Origin of the sequence: Priestia sp. YIM B13491 (assembly GCF_042787605.1) — a bacterium.
In the GTDB taxonomy this organism is placed as follows: domain Bacteria; phylum Bacillota; class Bacilli; order Bacillales; family Bacillaceae_H; genus Priestia; species Priestia megaterium_E.
Genome location: NZ_JBHZOR010000008.1, coordinates 1 through 19,942, shown reverse-complemented (window position 1 = coordinate 19,942; position 19,942 = coordinate 1). Strand labels below are relative to the sequence as shown.

24 protein-coding genes are annotated in these 19,942 nt (G+C 37.7%); 16 read left to right on the top strand and 8 right to left on the bottom strand.

Going from position 1 to position 19,942, the window contains the following annotated elements; genetic code table 11:
- Positions 1-12 precede the first annotated feature (12 nt).
- Positions 13-915: a TIGR01777 family oxidoreductase gene (locus tag ACFX4E_RS22810; RefSeq protein WP_050688500.1), complete on the bottom strand. Its 903-nt coding sequence runs from the start codon at positions 913-915 to the stop codon at positions 13-15.
- Positions 916-1,012: 97 nt separating this feature from the next.
- On the opposite strand from ACFX4E_RS22810, the gene recX reads away from it, so the two are divergent.
- Positions 1,013-1,822: a recombination regulator RecX gene (gene recX / locus ACFX4E_RS22805; protein ID WP_028410123.1), complete on the top strand. Its 810-nt coding sequence runs from the start codon at positions 1,013-1,015 to the stop codon at positions 1,820-1,822.
- Between the two features lie 155 nt (positions 1,823-1,977).
- On the opposite strand, the gene ACFX4E_RS22800 is transcribed toward recX, so the two are convergent.
- On the bottom strand, positions 1,978-2,631 hold the full coding sequence (locus ACFX4E_RS22800; RefSeq protein ID WP_377238667.1) for an SDR family NAD(P)-dependent oxidoreductase: 654 nt from the start codon (positions 2,629-2,631) through the stop codon (positions 1,978-1,980).
- An 82-nt stretch (positions 2,632-2,713) separates the two neighbouring features.
- Here ACFX4E_RS22800 and ACFX4E_RS22795 point away from each other — a divergent pair, with 82 nt between their 5' ends.
- Positions 2,714-3,028 (top strand): YfhH family protein, encoded by a 315-nt coding sequence (locus ACFX4E_RS22795; RefSeq protein ID WP_028410121.1) that lies wholly within the window; start codon positions 2,714-2,716, stop codon positions 3,026-3,028.
- A gap of 78 nt (positions 3,029-3,106) precedes the next feature.
- On the opposite strand, the gene ACFX4E_RS22790 is transcribed toward ACFX4E_RS22795, so the two are convergent.
- A complete protein-coding gene (locus ACFX4E_RS22790) occupies positions 3,107-3,262 on the bottom strand; it encodes a small, acid-soluble spore protein K (protein WP_016762865.1) in 156 nt (51 codons plus the stop codon).
- A 135-nt stretch (positions 3,263-3,397) separates the two neighbouring features.
- Between ACFX4E_RS22790 and ACFX4E_RS22785 the strand changes: the two genes are divergently transcribed.
- A complete protein-coding gene (locus ACFX4E_RS22785; protein ID WP_377259224.1) occupies positions 3,398-3,667 on the top strand; it encodes a YfhJ family protein in 270 nt (89 codons plus the stop codon).
- Positions 3,668-3,730: 63 nt separating this feature from the next.
- Here ACFX4E_RS22785 and ACFX4E_RS22780 read toward each other — a convergent pair whose 3' ends face one another.
- The gene (locus ACFX4E_RS22780; protein ID WP_028410120.1) at positions 3,731-4,711 is read right to left on the bottom strand and encodes a metal-dependent hydrolase; all 981 of its coding nucleotides are present in this window, start codon (positions 4,709-4,711) and stop codon (positions 3,731-3,733) included.
- 239 nt (positions 4,712-4,950) lie between these two features.
- Here ACFX4E_RS22780 and mutY point away from each other — a divergent pair, with 239 nt between their 5' ends.
- Positions 4,951-6,045 (top strand): A/G-specific adenine glycosylase, encoded by a 1,095-nt coding sequence (gene mutY, locus ACFX4E_RS22775; RefSeq protein WP_028410119.1) that lies wholly within the window; start codon positions 4,951-4,953, stop codon positions 6,043-6,045.
- 34 nt (positions 6,046-6,079) lie between these two features.
- Here the strand turns inward: mutY and ACFX4E_RS22770 are convergent, their stop codons facing one another.
- On the bottom strand, positions 6,080-6,304 hold the full coding sequence (locus ACFX4E_RS22770; protein WP_014461827.1) for a hypothetical protein: 225 nt from the start codon (positions 6,302-6,304) through the stop codon (positions 6,080-6,082).
- 116 nt (positions 6,305-6,420) lie between these two features.
- Here ACFX4E_RS22770 and fabL point away from each other — a divergent pair, with 116 nt between their 5' ends.
- From fabL to ACFX4E_RS22745, 5 genes are all read left to right on the top strand, one after another.
- A complete protein-coding gene (fabL, locus tag ACFX4E_RS22765) occupies positions 6,421-7,170 on the top strand; it encodes an enoyl-[acyl-carrier-protein] reductase FabL (RefSeq protein WP_013055160.1) in 750 nt (249 codons plus the stop codon).
- A 97-nt stretch (positions 7,171-7,267) separates the two neighbouring features.
- The gene (locus ACFX4E_RS22760) at positions 7,268-7,561 is read left to right on the top strand and encodes a gamma-type small acid-soluble spore protein (RefSeq protein WP_013055161.1); all 294 of its coding nucleotides are present in this window, start codon (positions 7,268-7,270) and stop codon (positions 7,559-7,561) included.
- Positions 7,562-7,750: 189 nt separating this feature from the next.
- The gene (locus tag ACFX4E_RS22755; RefSeq protein WP_013081548.1) at positions 7,751-8,011 is read left to right on the top strand and encodes a YgaB family protein; all 261 of its coding nucleotides are present in this window, start codon (positions 7,751-7,753) and stop codon (positions 8,009-8,011) included.
- A 195-nt stretch (positions 8,012-8,206) separates the two neighbouring features.
- Entirely contained in the window at positions 8,207-8,743 is a 537-nt protein-coding gene (gene ntdP, locus ACFX4E_RS22750) for a nucleoside tri-diphosphate phosphatase (protein ID WP_028410117.1), read from the top strand.
- A 169-nt stretch (positions 8,744-8,912) separates the two neighbouring features.
- The gene (locus ACFX4E_RS22745; RefSeq protein ID WP_016762869.1) at positions 8,913-10,664 is read left to right on the top strand and encodes an ABC transporter ATP-binding protein; all 1,752 of its coding nucleotides are present in this window, start codon (positions 8,913-8,915) and stop codon (positions 10,662-10,664) included.
- Between the two features lie 35 nt (positions 10,665-10,699).
- On the opposite strand, the gene ACFX4E_RS22740 is transcribed toward ACFX4E_RS22745, so the two are convergent.
- Both ACFX4E_RS22740 and ACFX4E_RS22735 read right to left on the bottom strand, forming a co-directional pair.
- Positions 10,700-11,788, bottom strand: coding sequence for an FUSC family protein (locus ACFX4E_RS22740; RefSeq protein ID WP_013081550.1), 1,089 nt, complete (start codon positions 11,786-11,788; stop codon positions 10,700-10,702).
- Positions 11,789-12,337: 549 nt separating this feature from the next.
- Complete coding sequence (locus tag ACFX4E_RS22735) at positions 12,338-13,636, bottom strand: glutamate-1-semialdehyde 2,1-aminomutase (protein ID WP_028410116.1); 1,299 nt, start codon at positions 13,634-13,636, stop codon at positions 12,338-12,340.
- Between the two features lie 202 nt (positions 13,637-13,838).
- Between ACFX4E_RS22735 and ACFX4E_RS22730 the strand changes: the two genes are divergently transcribed.
- The 6 genes from ACFX4E_RS22730 (at position 13,839) to perR (ending at position 18,146) form a co-directional block, all read left to right on the top strand.
- Positions 13,839-14,852, top strand: coding sequence for an ABC transporter ATP-binding protein (locus tag ACFX4E_RS22730; RefSeq protein WP_377238664.1), 1,014 nt, complete (start codon positions 13,839-13,841; stop codon positions 14,850-14,852).
- Positions 14,845-15,636 carry an ABC transporter permease gene (locus ACFX4E_RS22725; RefSeq protein WP_028410114.1) on the top strand — a complete coding sequence of 264 codons (792 nt, stop codon included), beginning with the start codon at positions 14,845-14,847 and terminating at the stop codon, positions 15,634-15,636. The genes ACFX4E_RS22730 and ACFX4E_RS22725 overlap by 8 nt, the downstream gene beginning before the upstream one ends.
- Before the next feature lie 9 nt (positions 15,637-15,645).
- Positions 15,646-16,431: an ABC transporter permease gene (locus ACFX4E_RS22720; protein ID WP_028410113.1), complete on the top strand. Its 786-nt coding sequence runs from the start codon at positions 15,646-15,648 to the stop codon at positions 16,429-16,431.
- Between the two features lie 92 nt (positions 16,432-16,523).
- The gene (locus tag ACFX4E_RS22715; RefSeq protein WP_028410112.1) at positions 16,524-16,916 is read left to right on the top strand and encodes an ion channel; all 393 of its coding nucleotides are present in this window, start codon (positions 16,524-16,526) and stop codon (positions 16,914-16,916) included.
- A gap of 69 nt (positions 16,917-16,985) precedes the next feature.
- A complete protein-coding gene (gene bcp, locus ACFX4E_RS22710; protein ID WP_043977888.1) occupies positions 16,986-17,456 on the top strand; it encodes a thioredoxin-dependent thiol peroxidase in 471 nt (156 codons plus the stop codon).
- Positions 17,457-17,711: 255 nt separating this feature from the next.
- A complete protein-coding gene (gene perR, locus ACFX4E_RS22705; protein ID WP_013055172.1) occupies positions 17,712-18,146 on the top strand; it encodes a peroxide-responsive transcriptional repressor PerR in 435 nt (144 codons plus the stop codon).
- A gap of 22 nt (positions 18,147-18,168) precedes the next feature.
- On the opposite strand, the gene ACFX4E_RS22700 is transcribed toward perR, so the two are convergent.
- Positions 18,169-18,528, bottom strand: coding sequence for a YgzB family protein (locus ACFX4E_RS22700; protein WP_014461817.1), 360 nt, complete (start codon positions 18,526-18,528; stop codon positions 18,169-18,171).
- A gap of 222 nt (positions 18,529-18,750) precedes the next feature.
- Between ACFX4E_RS22700 and ACFX4E_RS22695 the strand changes: the two genes are divergently transcribed.
- Positions 18,751-19,617: a nucleotidyltransferase-like protein gene (locus tag ACFX4E_RS22695; RefSeq protein ID WP_377238662.1), complete on the top strand. Its 867-nt coding sequence runs from the start codon at positions 18,751-18,753 to the stop codon at positions 19,615-19,617.
- Positions 19,618-19,942: the final 325 nt, after the last annotated feature.

Sequence of the window (19,942 nt, the reverse complement as noted above, 5' to 3'; positions counted from 1 at the left end):
ATCAGAAAATAACTAGAGTAAATCTCGCAATGCATCTTCTAATACAGTATATGTAAAAATGTAATTCTGTTGAATCAATTTTTCAGGTAAAACGCGCTGTCCTTTCAAAATAATCATACTCATTTCTCCCATCAGCAGCTGAAGGCCAAAGCTAGGTACGGGCATCCAGTGAGGACGATTCAACACTTTTCCAATCGTCTTTCCAAACTCTTTCATTTGAACGGGGTTTGGAGCAGTTACATTAACAGGTCCTTCTATTTGTTCGGTATGAATGCAATAATCAATAATTTTGACGACGTCTTGAAGATGCACCCAAGACATCCACTGTTCTCCCGAACCAACTGTCCCTCCTGCAAATAATTTATAAGGAAGGGCAGTAGAAGGGAGTGCCCCGCCATCTTTGCCTAATATAACGCCGAACCTTGTTAAAACAGTACGAATATTGAGTTCCATCGCTTTTAGCGCTTCATTTTCCCATTTTTTTACCGTTTCAGCTAAAAAGTCCGTGCCGATGGATGGAGAAGCTTCTGTGAACGTTTCTGTAGTCGATGTCCCGTAATAACCAACTGCGCTTGCATTTACATAAAGGGAAGGTTTTTCGGGTAAGGCAGCCATAATACGAAGGATTTCTTGAGTAGAAGAAAGGCGACTTTCCACAATGGCTTTTTTGCGCTCGTCCGTCCAGCGGCCGCTGTTAAGTGAAACGCCAGCTAAATTGATAAAAACGTCTGCTCCTTCTACATGCTCTTCAGGTTGGCTGTTTTCTTGCATCCATTCTACATATTTAAGTTTCGGATCTCTTGCAGCTTTATCTGCATTGCGTGTTAAAATATATACATAATGTTTTTGTGTTAAAAAATGTTTTGTTAAAGCTTTACCTACGAATCCAGTTCCTCCAGCAATAACAATTTTCATACGAACTTCCTCCTTTGTTGAGATAAATAAAAATGTGTATGATACGTTTGGCGGTTCTTCAGCCATCAATTTAATAAGAAATATGAGGTGAAGGTGTATGCCTGTTGTCACAAAGATCACAACGCAAAAGAATAGCGGTGAACGTTATAATGTGTATTTAGATTACGGTAAAGGTGAAGAGTTTGGCTTTGGTGTTGACGAAAATGTCCTCATCAAATATGACTTGAAAAAAGGTCGTGAGCTTGATGAATTTGAATTAACGGAAATTCAGTACGCAGATGATGAGAAGAAAGCTTATAATTTAGCGATCACTTACTTATCTTATCGAATGCGCTCTGAAAAAGAGGTACATGATTATTTAAAGAAAAAAGAAATTAACTCTACTATTATTCAACAAGTTATTCAAAAATTAGTCAGCCACCGTTATTTAAATGATGAAGAGTTTGCCAAAGCATTTGTGTTAACTCAGATGAACACGACATCAAAAGGACCAAATGTGATTCAAAGAGAATTAAAAGAAAAGGGAATTTCTGATTCCATTATTACTCTTAGTTTATGTGAATACCCCGAAGAACAGCAAATTCAAACTGCTGTGAAATTAATTGAAAAGTTAAAAGGAAAGTATAAAAAATTATCTCAGGTAATGATGAAACAAAAAATGGAACAAGCATTGGCAGTGAAGGGCTATTCATTTTCTATTATTCAAGAAGCATTTCAGCGCACGAATACAGAAAAAGAAAGCGATGAGGCATGGGAAGCTCTGCAATACCAAGGAATGAAAGCTCATCGTCGTTTTTCAAAGTATGAAGGCTGGGAATATCAGCAAAAAATGAAGCAAGCTCTTTATAGAAAAGGATTCTCTATTGACCAAATTCAATCATTTCTAGATTCTATTGAAGAGGAATAAAGGCAGGACAAAAGTATGTTAGTTGAAGGGAAATCCGAACGATGAATCGAGATTCTTGATGGAGAATCCAACTCGTTCGGATTTTTTCATTGAGATGGCAAACGTAAACTTCATGTGTTTATCTTTAGATTAATGCAGTTATGTTTCACTCTTTTTTAAAACAAAATATCTTCTGAGTCATTCTGCTGTTTATAAATAATCTCAGCAATTTCTGAAGCCGAGCGCAATCGGCTTTTATCTTTAATGTGGTTGTTGTGATCCCAAAAAGGGGTATTCATGCCTCCCATGTAAGCTGCAATCACATGAAGGTTGGTATCTTGATACTCCACTTTTAAACTTTCTGTAAATCCCCTTACGCCAAACTTACTTGCCACATAGACGCTTTCATTAGCTTTCCCGCGAAGTCCTGCAGTTGAAATGATATTCATCACTTTAGGTTCAGGTCTCGTTAAGAGATGAGGCATAAGCGCTTGTGTTAAAAAAATAGTTCCTTTTACATTTGTATCGATGACTTCATCGATGGCTTGTTTTGTATAATCCGTCAAAGGACCAAAATGTCCAATGCCTGCATTGTTGATAAGGATATCTACTGAATGCTGCATCAGCAGTTTTTCTACAGATTTTCCTACTTCTTCATACTTTGTAATATCTACAGGCATCGTATATACGTTGTCTCCTAGCTCATGCTGCGCCTCTTTTAATTTATGTTGATTGCGTCCAGCCAGAATGACGTTGTAGTCTTTTGCGTAAAGTTTAGCGAGTTCTTTTCCAAGACCCGTCGAACCGCCCGTGATTAGCACTGTTTTCATTCCCAAAACTCCCTTTTCATAGTCTCCCTTTAGTTATACCTTTTGTTATAATAAAATGAAAGCAAACAAGGGGGAAAACAGCATGTCTGAAAAACGTTACAGCGATATGACGACGTATGAACTTCAACAAGAAATTGGGTCTCTTCAAGAAAAAGCACGAAAAGCTGAACAGCTTGGCATGGTCAATGAGTATGCAGTATTAGAAAGAAAAGTAACAATGGCTAGGTCGTATTTATTGGATCCCGAAACGTTTAAAGCAGGGGAAGTATATGAAATTCAAGGAGATCCGGGTTCATATTTTAAAATTGATTATATGAACGGAGTTTTTGCGTGGGGATTTAGGCTTGGCTCACCGCATAACGAAGAGGCATTGCCTATTTCCATGTTGAAAAAATAACGGGATGAACAAGCAGCACGAAGTGTGCTGCTTGTTTGATTTCTATATTCACTCTATTTTTAAACGTAAAGCAAGCGGTTATTCTTCACGCTCATTAGAAGCATGCATACGTTCTTGAGGATGCGTGTTAATCGTTCCATTTGCACGTTTTGAAGCGTACTCAGCTTTTGCTCGAGGTTCGCCTTCAAGCTTAGTATGATGTTGGTTTGTAAAATCTTTTGCTTTGTTGCGCATCGATACCTCTCCTTTTACAACAGAAAGCGTTGCGGTTATGATATAGTACATGAGGGAGTGAATAACTCCGCATTTATAGTGTAAGTTAAAAGTGCAAACATACTCATAAAGAATTTTGGTAATCGAGGTGTTCTTATGAACGATATATTTGAAAGATTAACGAATCAGCTCTTAAATAAAAACAGTTCGCTCTCATATGCTCAAGCACGCACGTGGGTTGAACTTTTCTGGGAAGATTTTGAGTCATCTTACGCAAAAGCCGGATATGATTATAAAGGGAAAGAAGCGACGGAAAAGGTTGTTACGATGTATATTAACAGCTACGATGATAAGCTTCATGAAATCGCGGTCAAAAACCCTAAATATCAGCATTTGTTGAATAACGATGACTATTTAAAACATTAAATAAAAACGAACCGTCTTGAGCAGACGGTTCGTTTTTGGGTTTCATATTTGTTCTTGTTATGATTAGTGCGGGAGATAATCAAGCTTTTTACGCAATTTTTTCTCACTGAAAATCCAACCTGTGTACGAACAAATGATATTTAAATCATAATCAAGCTGGACCACGGCTACAAATGGATAGTAATCCTTGCTGCGGTAGCGTAAATCAATAAAGCGCACTTCAATGTGGTCGTTATATTCATCCAGTTCCCATCTATAAATAGGTGAAAATGAAAGAAAAGCAGATAAATTTTCATCTTTTTTCGCTACTTCAATTACGGCTGATTCGGGAATTGGAACTTTATCAAACGTATCATAAATAAAAATTTCTTCTCCGATTGCTCTTCCTACATGAAAATACTTTTCGGTCGTCACAGCTAAGTGCCAGTGAGTGAAACGCATTGTAGGAGAGATATTGAGCTTGATAACATCAGGAAACTGTTTTCGAAGCTTCTTGGCAATTTGGTGGCGCATATAAAAGCGCAATCCATAGTAAAACGCCAATAACACATACAGCGTAATAAATGTTGGTCCTGGCTCTGCTCCAATAAACCAGATTAAAATCGCGAGTACGTGAGCTGAGAAAATCACGTAATCAAACGTGTTGATTACGCCAAGCGCAATCCATTTATTTGTGAAAGGCCGTAAAGCTTGCGTACCATAAGCGTTAAAGATATCAACAAAAACGTGAATAATGACGCCTGCAAAGGTCCACATCCAGAGATGCAGCAAGTTAGCTCCTGGCAGCAGAAGCGAAAGAATGAGCACGATAAGCAAAGGCCATAAAATAACAGCCGGGATAGAATGTGTAATTCCACGGTGATTGCGGATATACTGTGCATTGTTTCGCAACTTTAAAACAGTGTCTAAATCAGGTGCTAATGACCCGGCCATTACGCCAATCATTACAGCATCCATTGTGGCTGTATTCGCAGATACAGTGGGGTCTAATGTTGCAAGGCCGCCTAAAGCGATTCCCATTGCAATGTGTGTACCAGTATCCAGAGCGAACTCCTCCTTTGTAAAATGACAATCTTAGAGTATCCTAATTCAGCATGGAAGCTTAATTTAGGGCGAAAAATTTCGCTTTATTACTAACGCAGCAAATTAGCTGTTTTTATTCATTATTTGAACAATTCATTTTACTATTCATATTTGTAGTTGTTATAAGGTTATCATAAAGTTACTAAGATTCAAAAAGCAACACATTGTATATGTATAGTTAATACCTCGGAGGCTATGACGTGAAACAAAGTAAAGATATTGTACAAAATTTCGATATTCGAGCATTTCAAGATGACTTAATCTCTTGGTTTGAACAGGAACAGCGCATTTTACCTTGGCGTCAAGATCAGGACCCTTATAAAGTGTGGGTATCTGAAATTATGCTTCAACAAACGAGAGTAGATACGGTCATTCCGTATTTTAATAATTTTATTAGTAAATTTCCCACTATCAAAGATTTAGCTTATGCGAATGAAGATGATGTGTTAAAAGCATGGGAAGGGTTAGGCTATTATTCCCGTGCCCGTAATTTACAAACCGCCGTTCGAGAAGTTCACGAACAATACGGGGGAGAAGTTCCAAATACGCCAGCAGAAATCTCCAAACTAAAAGGAGTAGGCCCTTATACAACAGGAGCCATTTTAAGTATTGCATACGGAGTGCCGCAGCCTGCTGTAGATGGAAATGTCATGCGTGTGCTATCGCGCATTTTATCCGTTTGGGATGATATTGCAAAACCGAAAACAAGAAAGTTGTTTGAAGATATCGTGCATGAAATTATTTCAAAAGATAATCCTTCCTATTTCAATCAGGGCATGATGGAACTTGGTGCCATTGTCTGTACACCAACTTCTCCTTCCTGTTTGTTATGTCCAGTTCGCGAACACTGCCGCGCGTTTGAAGAAGGAGTGCAGAATGAGCTTCCTGTCAAATCAAAGAAAAAAGCGCCGCGTGCTCTTCAGCTTGCTGCAGCGGTGATTAGAGACGAGGAAGGAAATTATCTGATTCATAAACGTCCAAGCAAAGGACTTTTAGCTAACCTATGGGAATTTCCAAATATAGAAGTAGATCTTAGTATAGCGCCAGATCATCAGCAGCTTCAGGCATTTATTCAAAATGAGTACGGAGCCGATATTAAAATTCATGCGCCGTTTACCACAATTCAGCACGTGTTTTCTCATATCGTCTGGAACATCACAGTATATGAAGCAGAGCTTGCAAGTGATATCAGTGCATTAAAAAATTTGAAAGTGGTTTCTGAAAAAGATTTAGAACAATATGCATTTCCTGTTTCCCATCAAAAAATCTTAAAAGAATATGTACTTGTTAAATAAAAGAAGCGTGGATAAACTCCGCGCTTCTTTTTATTTAATCATATGATACATGCGTGCCGTGTGTATAATCTGCTTCGTGGCGCTGTAGCCCGCCCCGTGCTTCAATTTCTTTAATAATTTGCTGATGAATACTTTGTCCTTCAGCATTTAAATACGGCGTCATTTGCTGTAAAGAGTGATGGAAAAACGCAAGCTCGCTGTCTTTCCACTCGCTTTTAGAAATCATTGAAAGAGCCGTCATGTCTCTACCTACATACATTCTATTCACCTCATTCATTTCATCAAGTTTTATCTATTTTCTCTATATTACTTGTTTCTTATGCGATAAAATCAGTACAATGTAAAGATAATACGATACATAAGGGAGATGACATCATGTCACAAAAGGTAGCACTAGTTACGGGAAGCAGCAGGGGTATTGGTAAAGAAATTGCCTTACGTCTGGCTAAAGAAGGATACGATATTGTATTAAACTATGCACGAAGCAAAAGTGCAGCGCAGGAAGTAGCAGAAGAAATCAAAGCGCTAGGCAGAGAAGCATTAGTTGTTAAAGCAAACGTAGGAAAAGTAGAAAAAATTAAAGAAATGTTTGAGCAAATTGATGAAGTATTCGGTCGCTTAGACGTATTTGTAAGTAATGCAGCGTCAGGAGTTCTACGTCCTATTATGGAATTGGAAGAAACTCACTGGAACTGGACAATGGATATTAACAGCAAAGGATATTTATTCTGTGCACAAGAAGCGGCTAAACGTATGGAAAAAGTAGGGGGAGGAAAGATTGTTACCATCAGTTCGCTTGGGTCTATTCGCTACTTAGAAAATTATACAACAGTAGGCGTGTCAAAAGCTGCTGTAGAAGCGTTGACACGCTATTTAGCAGTGGAGCTGGCTCCAAAGAATATTGTGGTAAATGCTGTCTCTGGAGGGGCTGTGGATACAGAGGCATTAAAACATTTCCCAAATCGCGATGAGCTTCTAGATGATGCACGCAAGCATACTCCAGCTGGTCGTATGGTGGAGCCAAAAGACATGGTAGATGCAGTTATGTTCTTAGTGTCCGATCAAGCAAATATGATTTGCGGTCAAACGCTTATTATTGACGGAGGGCGTTCACTTTTAATGTAAGGTAAATGTGTTTTGTGCTCGCGCCTTAAAATACTGAAAAAAGTTTGCATACCCTATTTACCTCCCGGGCATATTAATTTTCGTGGAGGTGATTACAATGGCAAAACAAACAAACAAAACAGCATCTGGTACAAGCACACAACACGTGAAACAACAAAATGCTCAAGCATCTAAAAACAACTTCGGTACTGAATTTGGTAGCGAAACAAATGTACAAGAAGTGAAACAACAAAATGCTCAAGCAGCGGCAAACAAAAGCCAAAATGCTCAAGCATCTAAAAACAACTTCGGTACTGAATTTGCTAGCGAAACAAGTGCTCAAGAAGTGAGACAACAAAACGCACAAGCTCAAGCAAAGAAAAACCAAAACTCTGGTAAATACCAAGGTTAATACCAAAAGCGAACTTAACGTCTTTCATACGGCGATGTTAAGTTCGCTTTTTCTTATATAAAAAGCAACAAAGTATGACAAAACTTCTTGAAACTTTACACAACTCGTCAAAGGAATCTGTCTCACCTAAACAGAATGTTAACAGAAGTGCCGCGTGTATGGTTAAGGCAAATAGGGAGGAGCTACCGTATGAAAAAATTTGATCAGCTAGTGACTCAACAATTGGAGACCATGGATCAACTTCTGTTTTTGCAGTCTGAGATTGAGCGCTGTCAGGAAATCGAAGGTGAACTAATAAAACTTCATGAAGAAGCAAAACTTCATTCTGTGCAAGATGAAATTAGTGAAATGAAGCTAAAATTAAAAGAGATTCAATTGACGTTTGAAGCACAAACCGAAGACATTATTCGTACATATAAAAGTGAAGGGGCTTGCTCTACACTTGCTTAATGAACATTGATGTGTCACTTCCTCTCTTTTTTAAGGCTGCCAAGCAAAGGAAAAGTAGGGGGAGTGGCTTTTTTGAACTCAAGAAGGTTAGCACATTTGTGTTAAAATGAGAGAGAAACCGTTATAATAAACATAAGACAAATGGAGACGTTATATGAATTTTTTTAAGTGCTAAAATGAAAGTAGGTATTGGAGATGGGAATTCCGGTGGAAGGAGAAACAATTCAAATACACAGCTACAAGCATAATGGACATATTCATCGCGTGTGGGATCGGACAACCGTATTAAAAGCAACCAATAACTTAGTGATTGGAGGAAATGATCGTACGATCGTTACAGAATCAGATGGACGAACATGGGTCACAAGAGAGCCTGCAATTTGTTATTTTCATGCTCAGCAGTGGTTTAACGTCATTGGGATGATCCGTGAAGATGGAATTTATTATTACTGCAATATCAGTTCGCCGTTCATTTATGATGACAATGAAGCGCTCAAATATATTGATTATGATTTAGATATCAAAGTCTATCCAGATATGACATACACCCTTCTTGATGAAGATGAATATGAGAAGCATCGAAAAGAAATGAATTATCCAGAAGTGATTGACCGTATTTTACATAATCACGTCGAGGAGTTAAAAGGTTGGATTCGACAGCGAAAAGGCCCGTTTGCTCCAGATTTCATTGACATTTGGTATGAGCGTTTTTTAACATATCGGCATTCTTGATGAATGATCTAGAGAACATTATGTTAGGCCGTCTAAAGCTGACTGTTTGATATAATGTTCTTTTTGGCGTTATGCTCACCATCTTTTAGAAGAGATAAAAGCACTAAAAAATCGACGGGTGTACATATACTAAGAAAGCTTGCCCTCATAGATAGAAAGGGGAGATTTTATGGGAAGTATAAGACGCTACATGAAGTTTGTACAGCCATACAAATGGCAAATTGTCGGCACTGTATTAATTGGTATTATTAAATTTGCTATTCCTTTATTAATTCCGCTGCTTTTGAAATATGTTTTGGACGATATCGTAAATGGACATGGCATGTCCTCCTCTGAAAAAGTTCATAAAATGGTGACGATTATGGGGATTTCGTTTGTTGTATTTTTAGTGTTAAGACCTCCCATTGAATATTACAGGCAGTATTATGCTCAGTGGGTATCGAGCAAAGTACTATATGATATACGGGATCAGCTGTTTAGCCATATTCAAAAGCTTAGCTTGCGTTATTATGCAAATACGCGAGCGGGTGAAGTGATTTCACGAGTCATTAATGATGTAGAGCAAACAAAAAACTTTGTTATCACAGGTTTAATGAACGTATGGCTTGATATGATGACGATTGTAATAGCCATTGTGATTATGTTTACGATGAATGTACCTTTAACACTGGTGTCGATTATTTTGCTGCCGGTTTATGCGTTCTCTGTAAAATATTTTTACAGTCGTCTTCGCCATTTAACACGAGTCCGTTCGCAGGCTTTAGCGGAAGTGCAGGGGCATTTACATGAAAGGGTTCAAGGGATCTCTGTTATTCGCAGCTTTGCTATTGAGCCTCATGAGCAGAAGCAATTTGATAAGCAAAATTCAAATTTTCTACAAAAAGCAATCAATCATACGAATTGGAATGCAAAAACATTTGCAGTAGTGAATACCATTACCGATTTGGCACCTTTAATCGTGATTACATTTGCTGGATATCAAGTCATCACAGAAAGTCTTAGCGTAGGAACGATGGTAGCATTTGTGGCCTATATTGACCGCTTGTATAATCCGCTTCGCCGCTTGGTCAATTCATCGACTACGCTCACGCAGTCTGTTGCATCTATGGACCGGGTGTTTGAGTTCATTGATGAAGAATACGATATTACAGACAAGAAAGATGCAAAAGAATGCACTGAGCTTCATGGAAAGGTGCAGTTTGAGCACGTTTCATTTGCTTATGAAGAAGAAGAAAAACCTGTGATTCATGATATTAATTTAGATGTAGAAAAAGGAAAATCCGTTGCGTTTGTTGGAATGAGCGGAGGAGGGAAATCCACGCTTATCAGCTTAATTCCGCGCTTTTATGATGTGACAGAGGGTAAAATTCTCATTGATGACATTGATATCAAAACCTATAAAGTACGCAGCCTGCGAGATAAGATTGGAATCGTCCTGCAGGATACGGTGTTGTTTAGTGACACGGTTAAAAACAATATACTGCTTGGAAAGCCAGGAGCGACAGATGAAGAAGTAATTGCTGCGGCAAAAGCCGCAAATGCCCACGATTTTATTATGAATTTGCCCGAAGGATATGATACAAAAGTGGGAGAGCGGGGAATGAAGCTATCAGGGGGACAGAAGCAGCGTATTTCCATTTCGCGCGTATTTTTAAAAAATCCAGCTATTCTTATTTTTGATGAAGCCACTTCAGCTCTAGATTTGGAAAGTGAGCACTATATTCAAGAAGCATTAGCTGAACTAGCAAAAGACCGTACGACTTTCATTGTAGCCCATCGTTTATCTACAATTACTCATGTTGATGAAATTGTACTTTTAGAAAATGGAAGAGTAGTCGAACGAGGTTCTCATGAGGAGTTAATTAAGAAAAAAGGTCATTACTATCAGCTCTTTAACGTTCAGCAACTTGATACAATTTAAAAACACCACCTATTGTCTAACAATAGGTGGTGTTTTTAATCTTCTTGTCGCTGATGATTAATATCAAATGAGTTAGCATCTTTGTGATAGTTTTGGAACGTATCAATCAGCTTATCAAGATGCTCTAACTCTTCACTATACTCAATGATGACAGAAATTAAAGGGAAGATATGATAAATAACCTTATTCTCTTCATCATTATCGTATATTTTGTACTGCATAAATTTATCGATTAAAGCTCGTTTTCCAACGCAGGCTTCGTTTGGTACAGTAGTGGTTGGCTGTACGCGTAATTTCCCAATGAATTTTAATAATACTTGCTCATGATACATTAACAGGCACTCAACTTCAGATTTGATTAAATCTTGAAATTGCTGCGGCATGACTTGAAGATCATTTTCTACTCGGTGAAGTAGTTTCAAGGTTGTAAGAGCTCGTGTTGTTACGGTAATCATTTGACGAAATAAAACGAGCTTGCGTGACTTAACAAAACGTTTTTTGGTTGAATAAGTGCGTTCTTCTTTGTAAAAATCAAAGATTTGATTCATTTTAGCCACATTGTCTTTCATTTTTTCAATGTCTTCTTTTAACAATGTGTGCTCAGATGCGTGATAAAGATTCATACGAATCCATTTAATAATTTCTTCCGTTGTGCTTACAATTTTATAATACAATCTTGTTTCATACTTTGGCGGAATAAAAATAAGATTGACAATAAATGCTGAGAATACCCCAAGTAACACTGTACCAAAGCGTATAAGTGCATATTCAACGAAATTATCTCCTGGATTTTCCATGATTGCAATTACTGTCACAAGCGCAAGCCCAATTGTATTATTAATACGTAATTTTAAGTTGACTGCAATGACAACAACAGCGGTAAAACCAATAATGATGGGATGGGTACCAAAAATAAGTCCAAAACAAACTGCAGAAGCAGCTCCAATCACATTCGCCTGTATTTGCTCCAATATTGTTAAGTAAGATCTGTAAATAGACGGTTGAATTGCAAAAACTGCCGCAATTGCCGCAAATATTGGAGATGGTAAACTTAGAAATTCACCTAATAACAATGAAAGTGTAATGGCAATTCCCGTTTTTAAGATGCGGGCACCAAGTTTCATGTGCGTTCGTAGTTCCTTTCTGTAAAAAAGTTTTTTCGTTATGAAGAATGTTCCCCAAAACAAATGATAAATTGCAAAAATCAATCCTTCTTTATTACATAACCTGTTGGAAATAATATAAACAATAACATACTATACAAGGTTTAAGAATGGATATCAAGAGAAAACAAGCAGAAAAATCAGGGTATTTCTCGGGATTTTTCGACAGGCTGACAAAAAGGAGATGACGCGTAAGAAATGGTTATGAAAGGTGGGAATGTTCTATAAGGAAACCCAAAGGTAAAACGAAAAAGAGGTCGAGACATAACGAAATAAATCCAATCCAAAGACGAACAAATGGGATACATGAGCTGAATGGCTTGTGACACAGCAGTTGATTTCCGCAGGAGTCTTCGACTTGCCCTCCAATCAGCTGCTAGAAAGACCTATACACATGAAACCTACGTTTACCCTAACAAAAAAAACGAACCACTAATCAAACATCTTGATCAATGGTTCGTTTTTCACTTCGTCTAAAATCCTTTTATCGCAGCCTTTTTAGAATAAGAATTAGCGTTCTTCACTTAATTGTTTAAATGCTTTTTCGACTGCTTCTAATGTGTCGGTAATATCTTGTTCTGTATGAGCTGTAGTAAGGAACCATGCTTCATATTTCGAAGGAGCTAAGTTGACACCTTGGTGGAGCATTAGTTTAAAGAAGCGTGCAAATAATTCGCCGTCTGTATTTTCTGCTTGTTCATAGTTTTTGACCGTTTCTGTTGTAAAGTAGACAGTAAGAGCGCCTTTCAATCGATTGATAGTGATAGGCATGTTATATGTACGAGCATGTTTTAAAATACCTTCTTCGAGCATCGCCCCTAGCTTATCCAACTGTTCATAAACACCTTCTTGCTTTAGTACTTCCAGGCAAGCAATCCCAGAAAGAATAGAAGCTGGGTTTCCTGCCATTGTACCTGCTTGATAAGCTGGTCCAAGCGGCGCTACTTTTTCCATGATTTCTTTTTTACCGCCGTAAGCCCCGATTGGAAGGCCGCCGCCGATGATTTTTCCAAATGCAGTGAGATCAGGTTTTACACCAAGTAAATCTTGAGCTCCACCGTACATAAAGCGAAACGCTGTAATAACTTCGTCGTAAATAACAAGTGCTCCAGCTTCGTGAGTTAATTCATTAACTTGTTCTAAAAAGCCAGGTTCCGGCTCAACAATTCCGAAGTTTCCAACGATTGGTTCTACTAAAACAGCCGCAATTTGATCGCCCCATTTTTCTAATGCTTCCTTATAAGGCTCGATGTCGTTAAAAGGAACTGTGATGACTTCGTTAGCAATACTTTTTGGTACACCAGCAGAGTCAGGAGTGCCGAGTGTAGAAGGACCAGATCCAGCTGCTACTAACACAAGGTCAGAATGGCCGTGGTAGCAACCTGCAAATTTAATAATTTTATCGCGTCCAGTATAAGCGCGCGCTACACGGATCGTTGTCATAACGGCTTCTGTCCCAGAGTTGACGAAGCGCACTTTATCTAATGCGGGCATCGCTTCTTTGAGCATTTTAGCAAATGTGACTTCATGAGCAGTTGGAGTACCGTAAAGAACACCTGTTTCAGCTGCTTTTGTAATAGCTTTCGTGATATGAGGATGAGCGTGTCCTGTAATAATAGGACCATAAGCTGCTAAATAGTCAATATATTTATTTCCATCAACGTCCCAGAAATAAGCTCCGCTTGCCTTCTCCATTGCAACAGGCGCTCCGCCTCCTACGGCTTTATATGAACGTGAAGGGCTGTTAACGCCGCCTACAATATGTTCGAGCGCTTCAGCGTGTAATTGTTCTGATTTTGTGAATTGCATAGTATGCCTCCTAATGAAAAGTTCAACTTCTTTATTCTATCAAACTTATTTGTTTCTTGAAAAACATTCGAGAACGTGTATGATAGAAATTTGTGAGCTAACTGCTAGAAAATAGTTCTTCGTCTCTTGGAGGAGTTGCTAGCAAGGGCGCCGGAAGCAATAAAAGAAACCACTAATACGTCGACGTAACGGAGGGAATACAATGAAAAATGCTATTGAGGTGAATCAACTTCGGAAAGAATTTAAAGCCTATTCTAGCCGCTCTGGCCTTAAAGGGGCATTCCGGGATTTATTTACCCGTAATTATAGAGTCATGAAAGCTGTGAACGATATTTCGTTTACCGTAAAACAAGGGGAAATGGTAGGGTATATAGGAGAAAACGGAGCGGGGAAATCAACCACAATCAAAATGCTAACAGGGATCTTAACTCCAACTGCAGGCGACATTACCGTAAATGGAATGAACCCTCATAAAGAAAGAGAAAAGTTTGCCCAAACGATTGGGGTAGTTTTTGGTCAACGCTCTCAGCTGTGGTGGGATATTGCCGTACAAGAATCTTTTCGCCTGTTAAAAAAAGTATACAAAGTGTCAGATGAAGATTATAACGCTCATATGGAGCACGTTATTCAAACGTTAGATATCGGGCCGCTGCTAGATAAGCCGGTGCGAAAGCTTTCTTTAGGTCAAAGAATGCGCTGTGAGTTGGCTGCTGCTCTCATTCATAATCCGCCGCTTCTATTTTTAGATGAACCGACGATTGGTTTAGATGTACTAGTTAAATTAAAAATCCGCCAATTTTTAAAAGAAATTAATGAAAAATACAACACGACGATTTTGCTTACAACACATGATTTAGCAGATATTGAAGCTTTATGTGAACGCGTTGTAATGCTGGATGAAGGCAGTATTATTTATGATGGATCGCTGCAAAAGCTGCGTTCGAACTGGGGCGACCTTAAGCAGATTACGTTTGAATTTGGGACTGCGCCAAATAAAGAGCAGTTGAAGCTATTGACGCAAGGAATGCCTGTTAACTGGATTGAAAGTGATCAAAAATATTTGTGGACAGCGCAGCTTCAAAATAAAGGAGACTTAATGTCGCAGCTGATTGCTAAAGTGGTGGCAAAGCATGAAATCAGCGATATTAACATTGAAGAAATTTCAACGGAAGAAATTATCCGCAACATTTATGAAGAAGGTGTTGTGAATGGATAAATATATAGAGATGATACGCATTCGCTTTTTAATGATGCTGGCGTATCGGACGAATTATTACAGCGGAATATTGATTTATGCAATTAATATTGGTGCTTACTATTTTTTATGGTCGGCTATTTATGGAGGAAAAGAGAATATTCAAGGTTTATCCATTACTCAAATGACAACGTATGTAGCCGTTTCATGGATGGCCAGAGCCTTTTACTTTAATAACATTGACCGTGAAATGGCAACGGAAATTAAAGATGGCAAAGTGGCTGTAGAGTTAATTAAACCATACAGCTACCTTGGTATGAAAACGATGCAAGGACTGGGAGAAGGGATTTTTCGAGTGCTGTTTTTCTCAGTGCCCGGCATGATTATTGTCGCGTTTTTATTTCCAGTACAGTTCTCAGCAAATGCAGCAACATGGCTTTATTTTGGACTGTCTTTAATTTTTAGTTTCATTATCAATACACAAATTAATTTATTAACGGGTATTACGACTTTCTTTCTCTTTAACAATGATGGACTCATTCGAGCGAAGCGCGTTGTTATTGATTTGTTTTCAGGACTTCTTCTGCCCATCAGTTTCTATCCTTTCTGGGCGCAACATATTATGAGCTATTTCCCTTTTCAAGCCATTAGTTATATTCCGAGCATGATTTTCACAAATGGATTTAAAGGGCAGGAAGTAATAAATGCTCTTATCACACAAGCAGTTTGGTCAGGACTTCTATTTATCCCTATTGCATGTTTGTGGAACATAGCGAAGAAAAAAATGGTTATTCAAGGAGGGTAGTCTATGAAAATGTTTTATTTTTCGATTTTCTTTCAGTACATTGGTCAATATATGAAAACAAGGCTTCAGTATCGTACCGACATGGTAGTTGAAATCATATCGGACTTATTATTTCAAGCGGTTAACTTAATTTTTATTTTAGTTGTATTTGGTCATACTCAGTCGCTGCACGGATGGTCACGAGAGGAAATTATCTTTATTTATGGTTTCTTTTTAGTTCCTTTTGCTATTTTTTCGTCTTTCTTTAACATTTGGGATTTCAATGAGCGCTACATTGTTAAGGGAGAAATGGACCGAATTTTAACGCGGCCGATTCATAGTTTGTTTCAAGTTATTTTGGAGCGAATGGAGCTAGAATCATTGTTTGGTGGTGTCACAGGGATTGCCGTAATGGCTTACGCTGCGTCTTCTTTACATCTTCATTTCCAGTGGTATGATGTTTTTATTTTTCTGTTATTTATTTTGGGAGGAGCGCTTGTATACGCAGGAATTTTCATCGCCTTAGCAAGCATAGGCTTCTGGTCGGATGCAAGAACTTCTATTATGCCCACTATTTATAATATTGGAAACTACGGAAGGTATCCTGTAGATATTTACAATAATGTCATCCGCTATGTTTTAACGTGGATTCTTCCTTTTGCATTTGTAGGCGTATATCCAGCTGCTTATTTCCTAGGAAGAGCTGAATGGTACGGATATGCATTTTTAACTCCAGTAATGGGAATCATCTTTTTTACAATCTCTATCTTCTTATGGAATACAGGTGTCAAAAAATACAGAGGAGCAGGCAATTAAATGCCTGCTCTTTTTCGTGGCTTCGGAGTAGTAATGAATGGACAAGAACGCGCGTATAGTGGTAATAGAGTATAAATTAAAGGAGTAGAATGATGGTTATTTTTCTAATCCTCGTTATCGTTGTTTTTGTAATTGGTAGTATGAAGTTTCTCTTTGAAAAAGAACTTGGAGAATTTCATTTTTTCTCAATTGGTCACTTCTTTGTCTTGTTTTATTCATATATTACAGTTTTATTGGGATTTAGCCTTATTTATACAGTGTGTGAGATGGGGAGTATACCAGTGTTAAGCGGAGGGTTTGAACATGAAGGTCATTATTTTTATACGCTGTTTAACAGCATGTATTTCAGCGCAGCAACGTTATTTTCAGTAGGATACGGAGATATGTATCCGGTTGGAATTGGGAAATTATTTGCAACTTTTGAAGCGTTTATCGGCTATATTATGCCTGCAATCTTCGTGATGCGAACTGTTACCCGCACTTAAACTTGTCATCTTATCTAATATTGGGTACGCTATTCAAAGAAAATGAAAAGCGTAAAGGAGAAGATAAATATGACAGCTGTAGTTGGAGAAAAAGCACCTGATTTTGTATTGATGTCTACAAATGGAGAGCAAGTATCATTAGCGTCGATGAAAGGCAAAAATGTTGTGCTGTATTTTTATCCGAAAGATATGACGCCAGGCTGTACAACAGAAGCCTGTGATTTCAGAGATCAGCATGAAAATTTTGAAGAGCTAGATGCGGTGATTCTAGGAGTGAGCCCGGATCCAATCGACAAACACCATAAGTTTATTGATAAGCACGGCCTTCCATTCTTACTTTTAGCTGATGAAGATCACAGCGTAGCTGAAGAGTACGGAGTATGGACACTGAAAAAAAACTTTGGAAAAGAATATATGGGCATTGAACGCTCCACTTTTATCATTGATAAAGAAGGAATGCTCGTAAAAGAGTATCGCAAGGTTCGAGTGAAAGGGCATGTGGAAGAAGCTTTATCATTTATTAAAGAAAAAATGGCATAAAAACAGGCAGATAACCAGAGCAGTTTTAGTCTTTGAACATATAATATCAGTGTAGGGCATACCTCCTCAGATGTTAATATATTTAAAAGTGTGGATTGATTTCCACACTTCTTTTTTTTGCATAAAATATATGAAAAACTTCTACTTATTACATAAAATAGGAATAGGCATCAAGTTGACAAAACGTGGGTAAAACATGTAGACTAATTATAAGAATTATAAAGTAATAATACTTACAGAAGAGGGGTGCATGACGTGTCAAATCATTTACAAGAAGCCCTTGAAACGTTAAAAGGTACTGGCGTTCGTATTACACCACAACGTCATGCTATTTTAGAGTATTTAATCAATTCCATGACACATCCAACAGCAGATGATATTTATAAAGCGCTGGAAGGTAAGTTTCCAAATATGAGTGTAGCAACCGTTTACAATAATTTAAGAGTATTTCGCGAAGTAGGTATTGTAAAGGAACTAACATACGGTGATGCATCAAGCCGGTTTGATTATGTTACAACAGAGCATTATCATGTGATTTGCGAAAGCTGCGGAAAAATTGTGGATTTTCATTATCCTGGTTTAGACGAAGTAGAAAAGCTGGCTGCTCATATTACTGACTTTGATATTAGTCACCACCGAATGGAAATTTACGGAACGTGTCCTGATTGTACGGCTAAAAAAGCGCATTAATAAGCTGATAGTAGTGATACTATCAGCTTTCTTTTTGTTTTTTTCTATTATACTTTTCATCGAATTGTTTTCCTTCAAGAGACCGGTCAAGCGTAAGCGGCTCGTTGCAATACATACACATATCTACGCGCCCTAGCATTTTTGTTTGCTTTTGACATGTAGGGCAGGTTACTTGAACCGCTTTTGTAGAAAGCATGCCAATCCAGAAATAAACGCCGGTACTGGCTACGATGCACAGCAACCCCAAAAGCATAAAAATAGTCATTAGCCAGACTGAAGACCGAAAGAAAATTCCCCCATACATAACAATGAAACCAACAAAGATCAGACTGAGTGCAAACGTGCGAATCTTGTTAATTTTATTTGAATACTTTATCCCCATCAGTATCCCCCCTGTTACCAATATATCATAGAGTGAGACAGTGAATGATGATAAAAATTGAATCTTCGGAAAATTATCGTTGGTTTTTGAGCTTTCTGAATGATTTCCATAATTCTGAGTGGGATATCCGTTATACATCGTATATAATAAAAAAAGAAATCTTAGTCCATAGCCTTTAAAATTTTGAAAAATATTTGTTTATTACAGTTAGGAGAGCTCAAAATGGAAGATGTTTTACGGCCAATATATCAAGAAAGAGCTAGCAATAAAGACACACTAGGTATTTTACTGATTGAAAAAAAGAAATCAGAATCTCCAGTGACGGATAATTTGGATGCTATCTTATTTATTGTGACCAAAACTACAGAAACTTCTCTTTTTATTAAACAATACGAATATGAAAATGAGCGTGCGGCACTTTATATGGCTTCTGAACAGCAAATGAGTGAATGGATTATGAATGGGACGAACCGCCGTATTATTGATTGGATCTTAAATGGTAAAGTGCTATTTGATCGAAACGAATATATGGAAAACTTAAAGAAACGCTTAATTGATTTTCCTAGAGAAGATCGGACAAAGAGAATAGGTGTCGAGTTTGCTAAATTGATTCGGCGATTTAAAGAAGGAAAAGACTTTTATGCGTCTAATCATTATTTAGATGCATTTAATCATGTCATTCATGCTCTTCATCATTTAGCACGACTGTCTGTGTTAGAAAATGGATTTCACCCAGAAGTGACAGTATGGAACCAAGTGAAAAAAATAGAACCTGAAATTCATCGTCTTTACGAAGAGCTAATTATTAGCCAAGAAGAGGTTAGCAAGCGTTTAGAGCTGCTTTTCTTAGCGAGTGAATTTCTAGTAAATAAAAAAACTGAATTGGGTGCCAAGCATCTTGTTCATATTATGAAAAGTGAAAAGCAGGAATGGACGTTTAATGAACTGGTTCATCATCCCGAAATACGCCCTTATGCTATTGATTTAGGAATACTTCTTGAGTATTTAATTGAAAAAAATATCATTATGGTAAAAAAAGTAGAAACCAAAGGAAAGAGTTTGTACCATAGACACTATGTGGCGAAATGATAGAGAGGATAAAGGGTATCTGATACGGTGCGGTTATGACGTTTAGATACCCTGACATATGACTTTATAGCCTGGATAAAAGGTTTTTCTAAAAAAACACGATTTATTTTAAAAAATCTATTGACGCTTTAAAATATCCGTGGTAAATTTATATACGTCGCCAATGAGCGATACTAAATTTATCAAGAACTTGAAAAAACTTCTTAAAAAAAGTTGTTGACAAGAAAGAGATAAACTGGTAAGATTAAAAAGTCGCTTAAGAGCGGCGGTTGAACTTTGAAAACTGAACAAAGCGACAAACGTCAACGTTAATTTTTATTTTTTA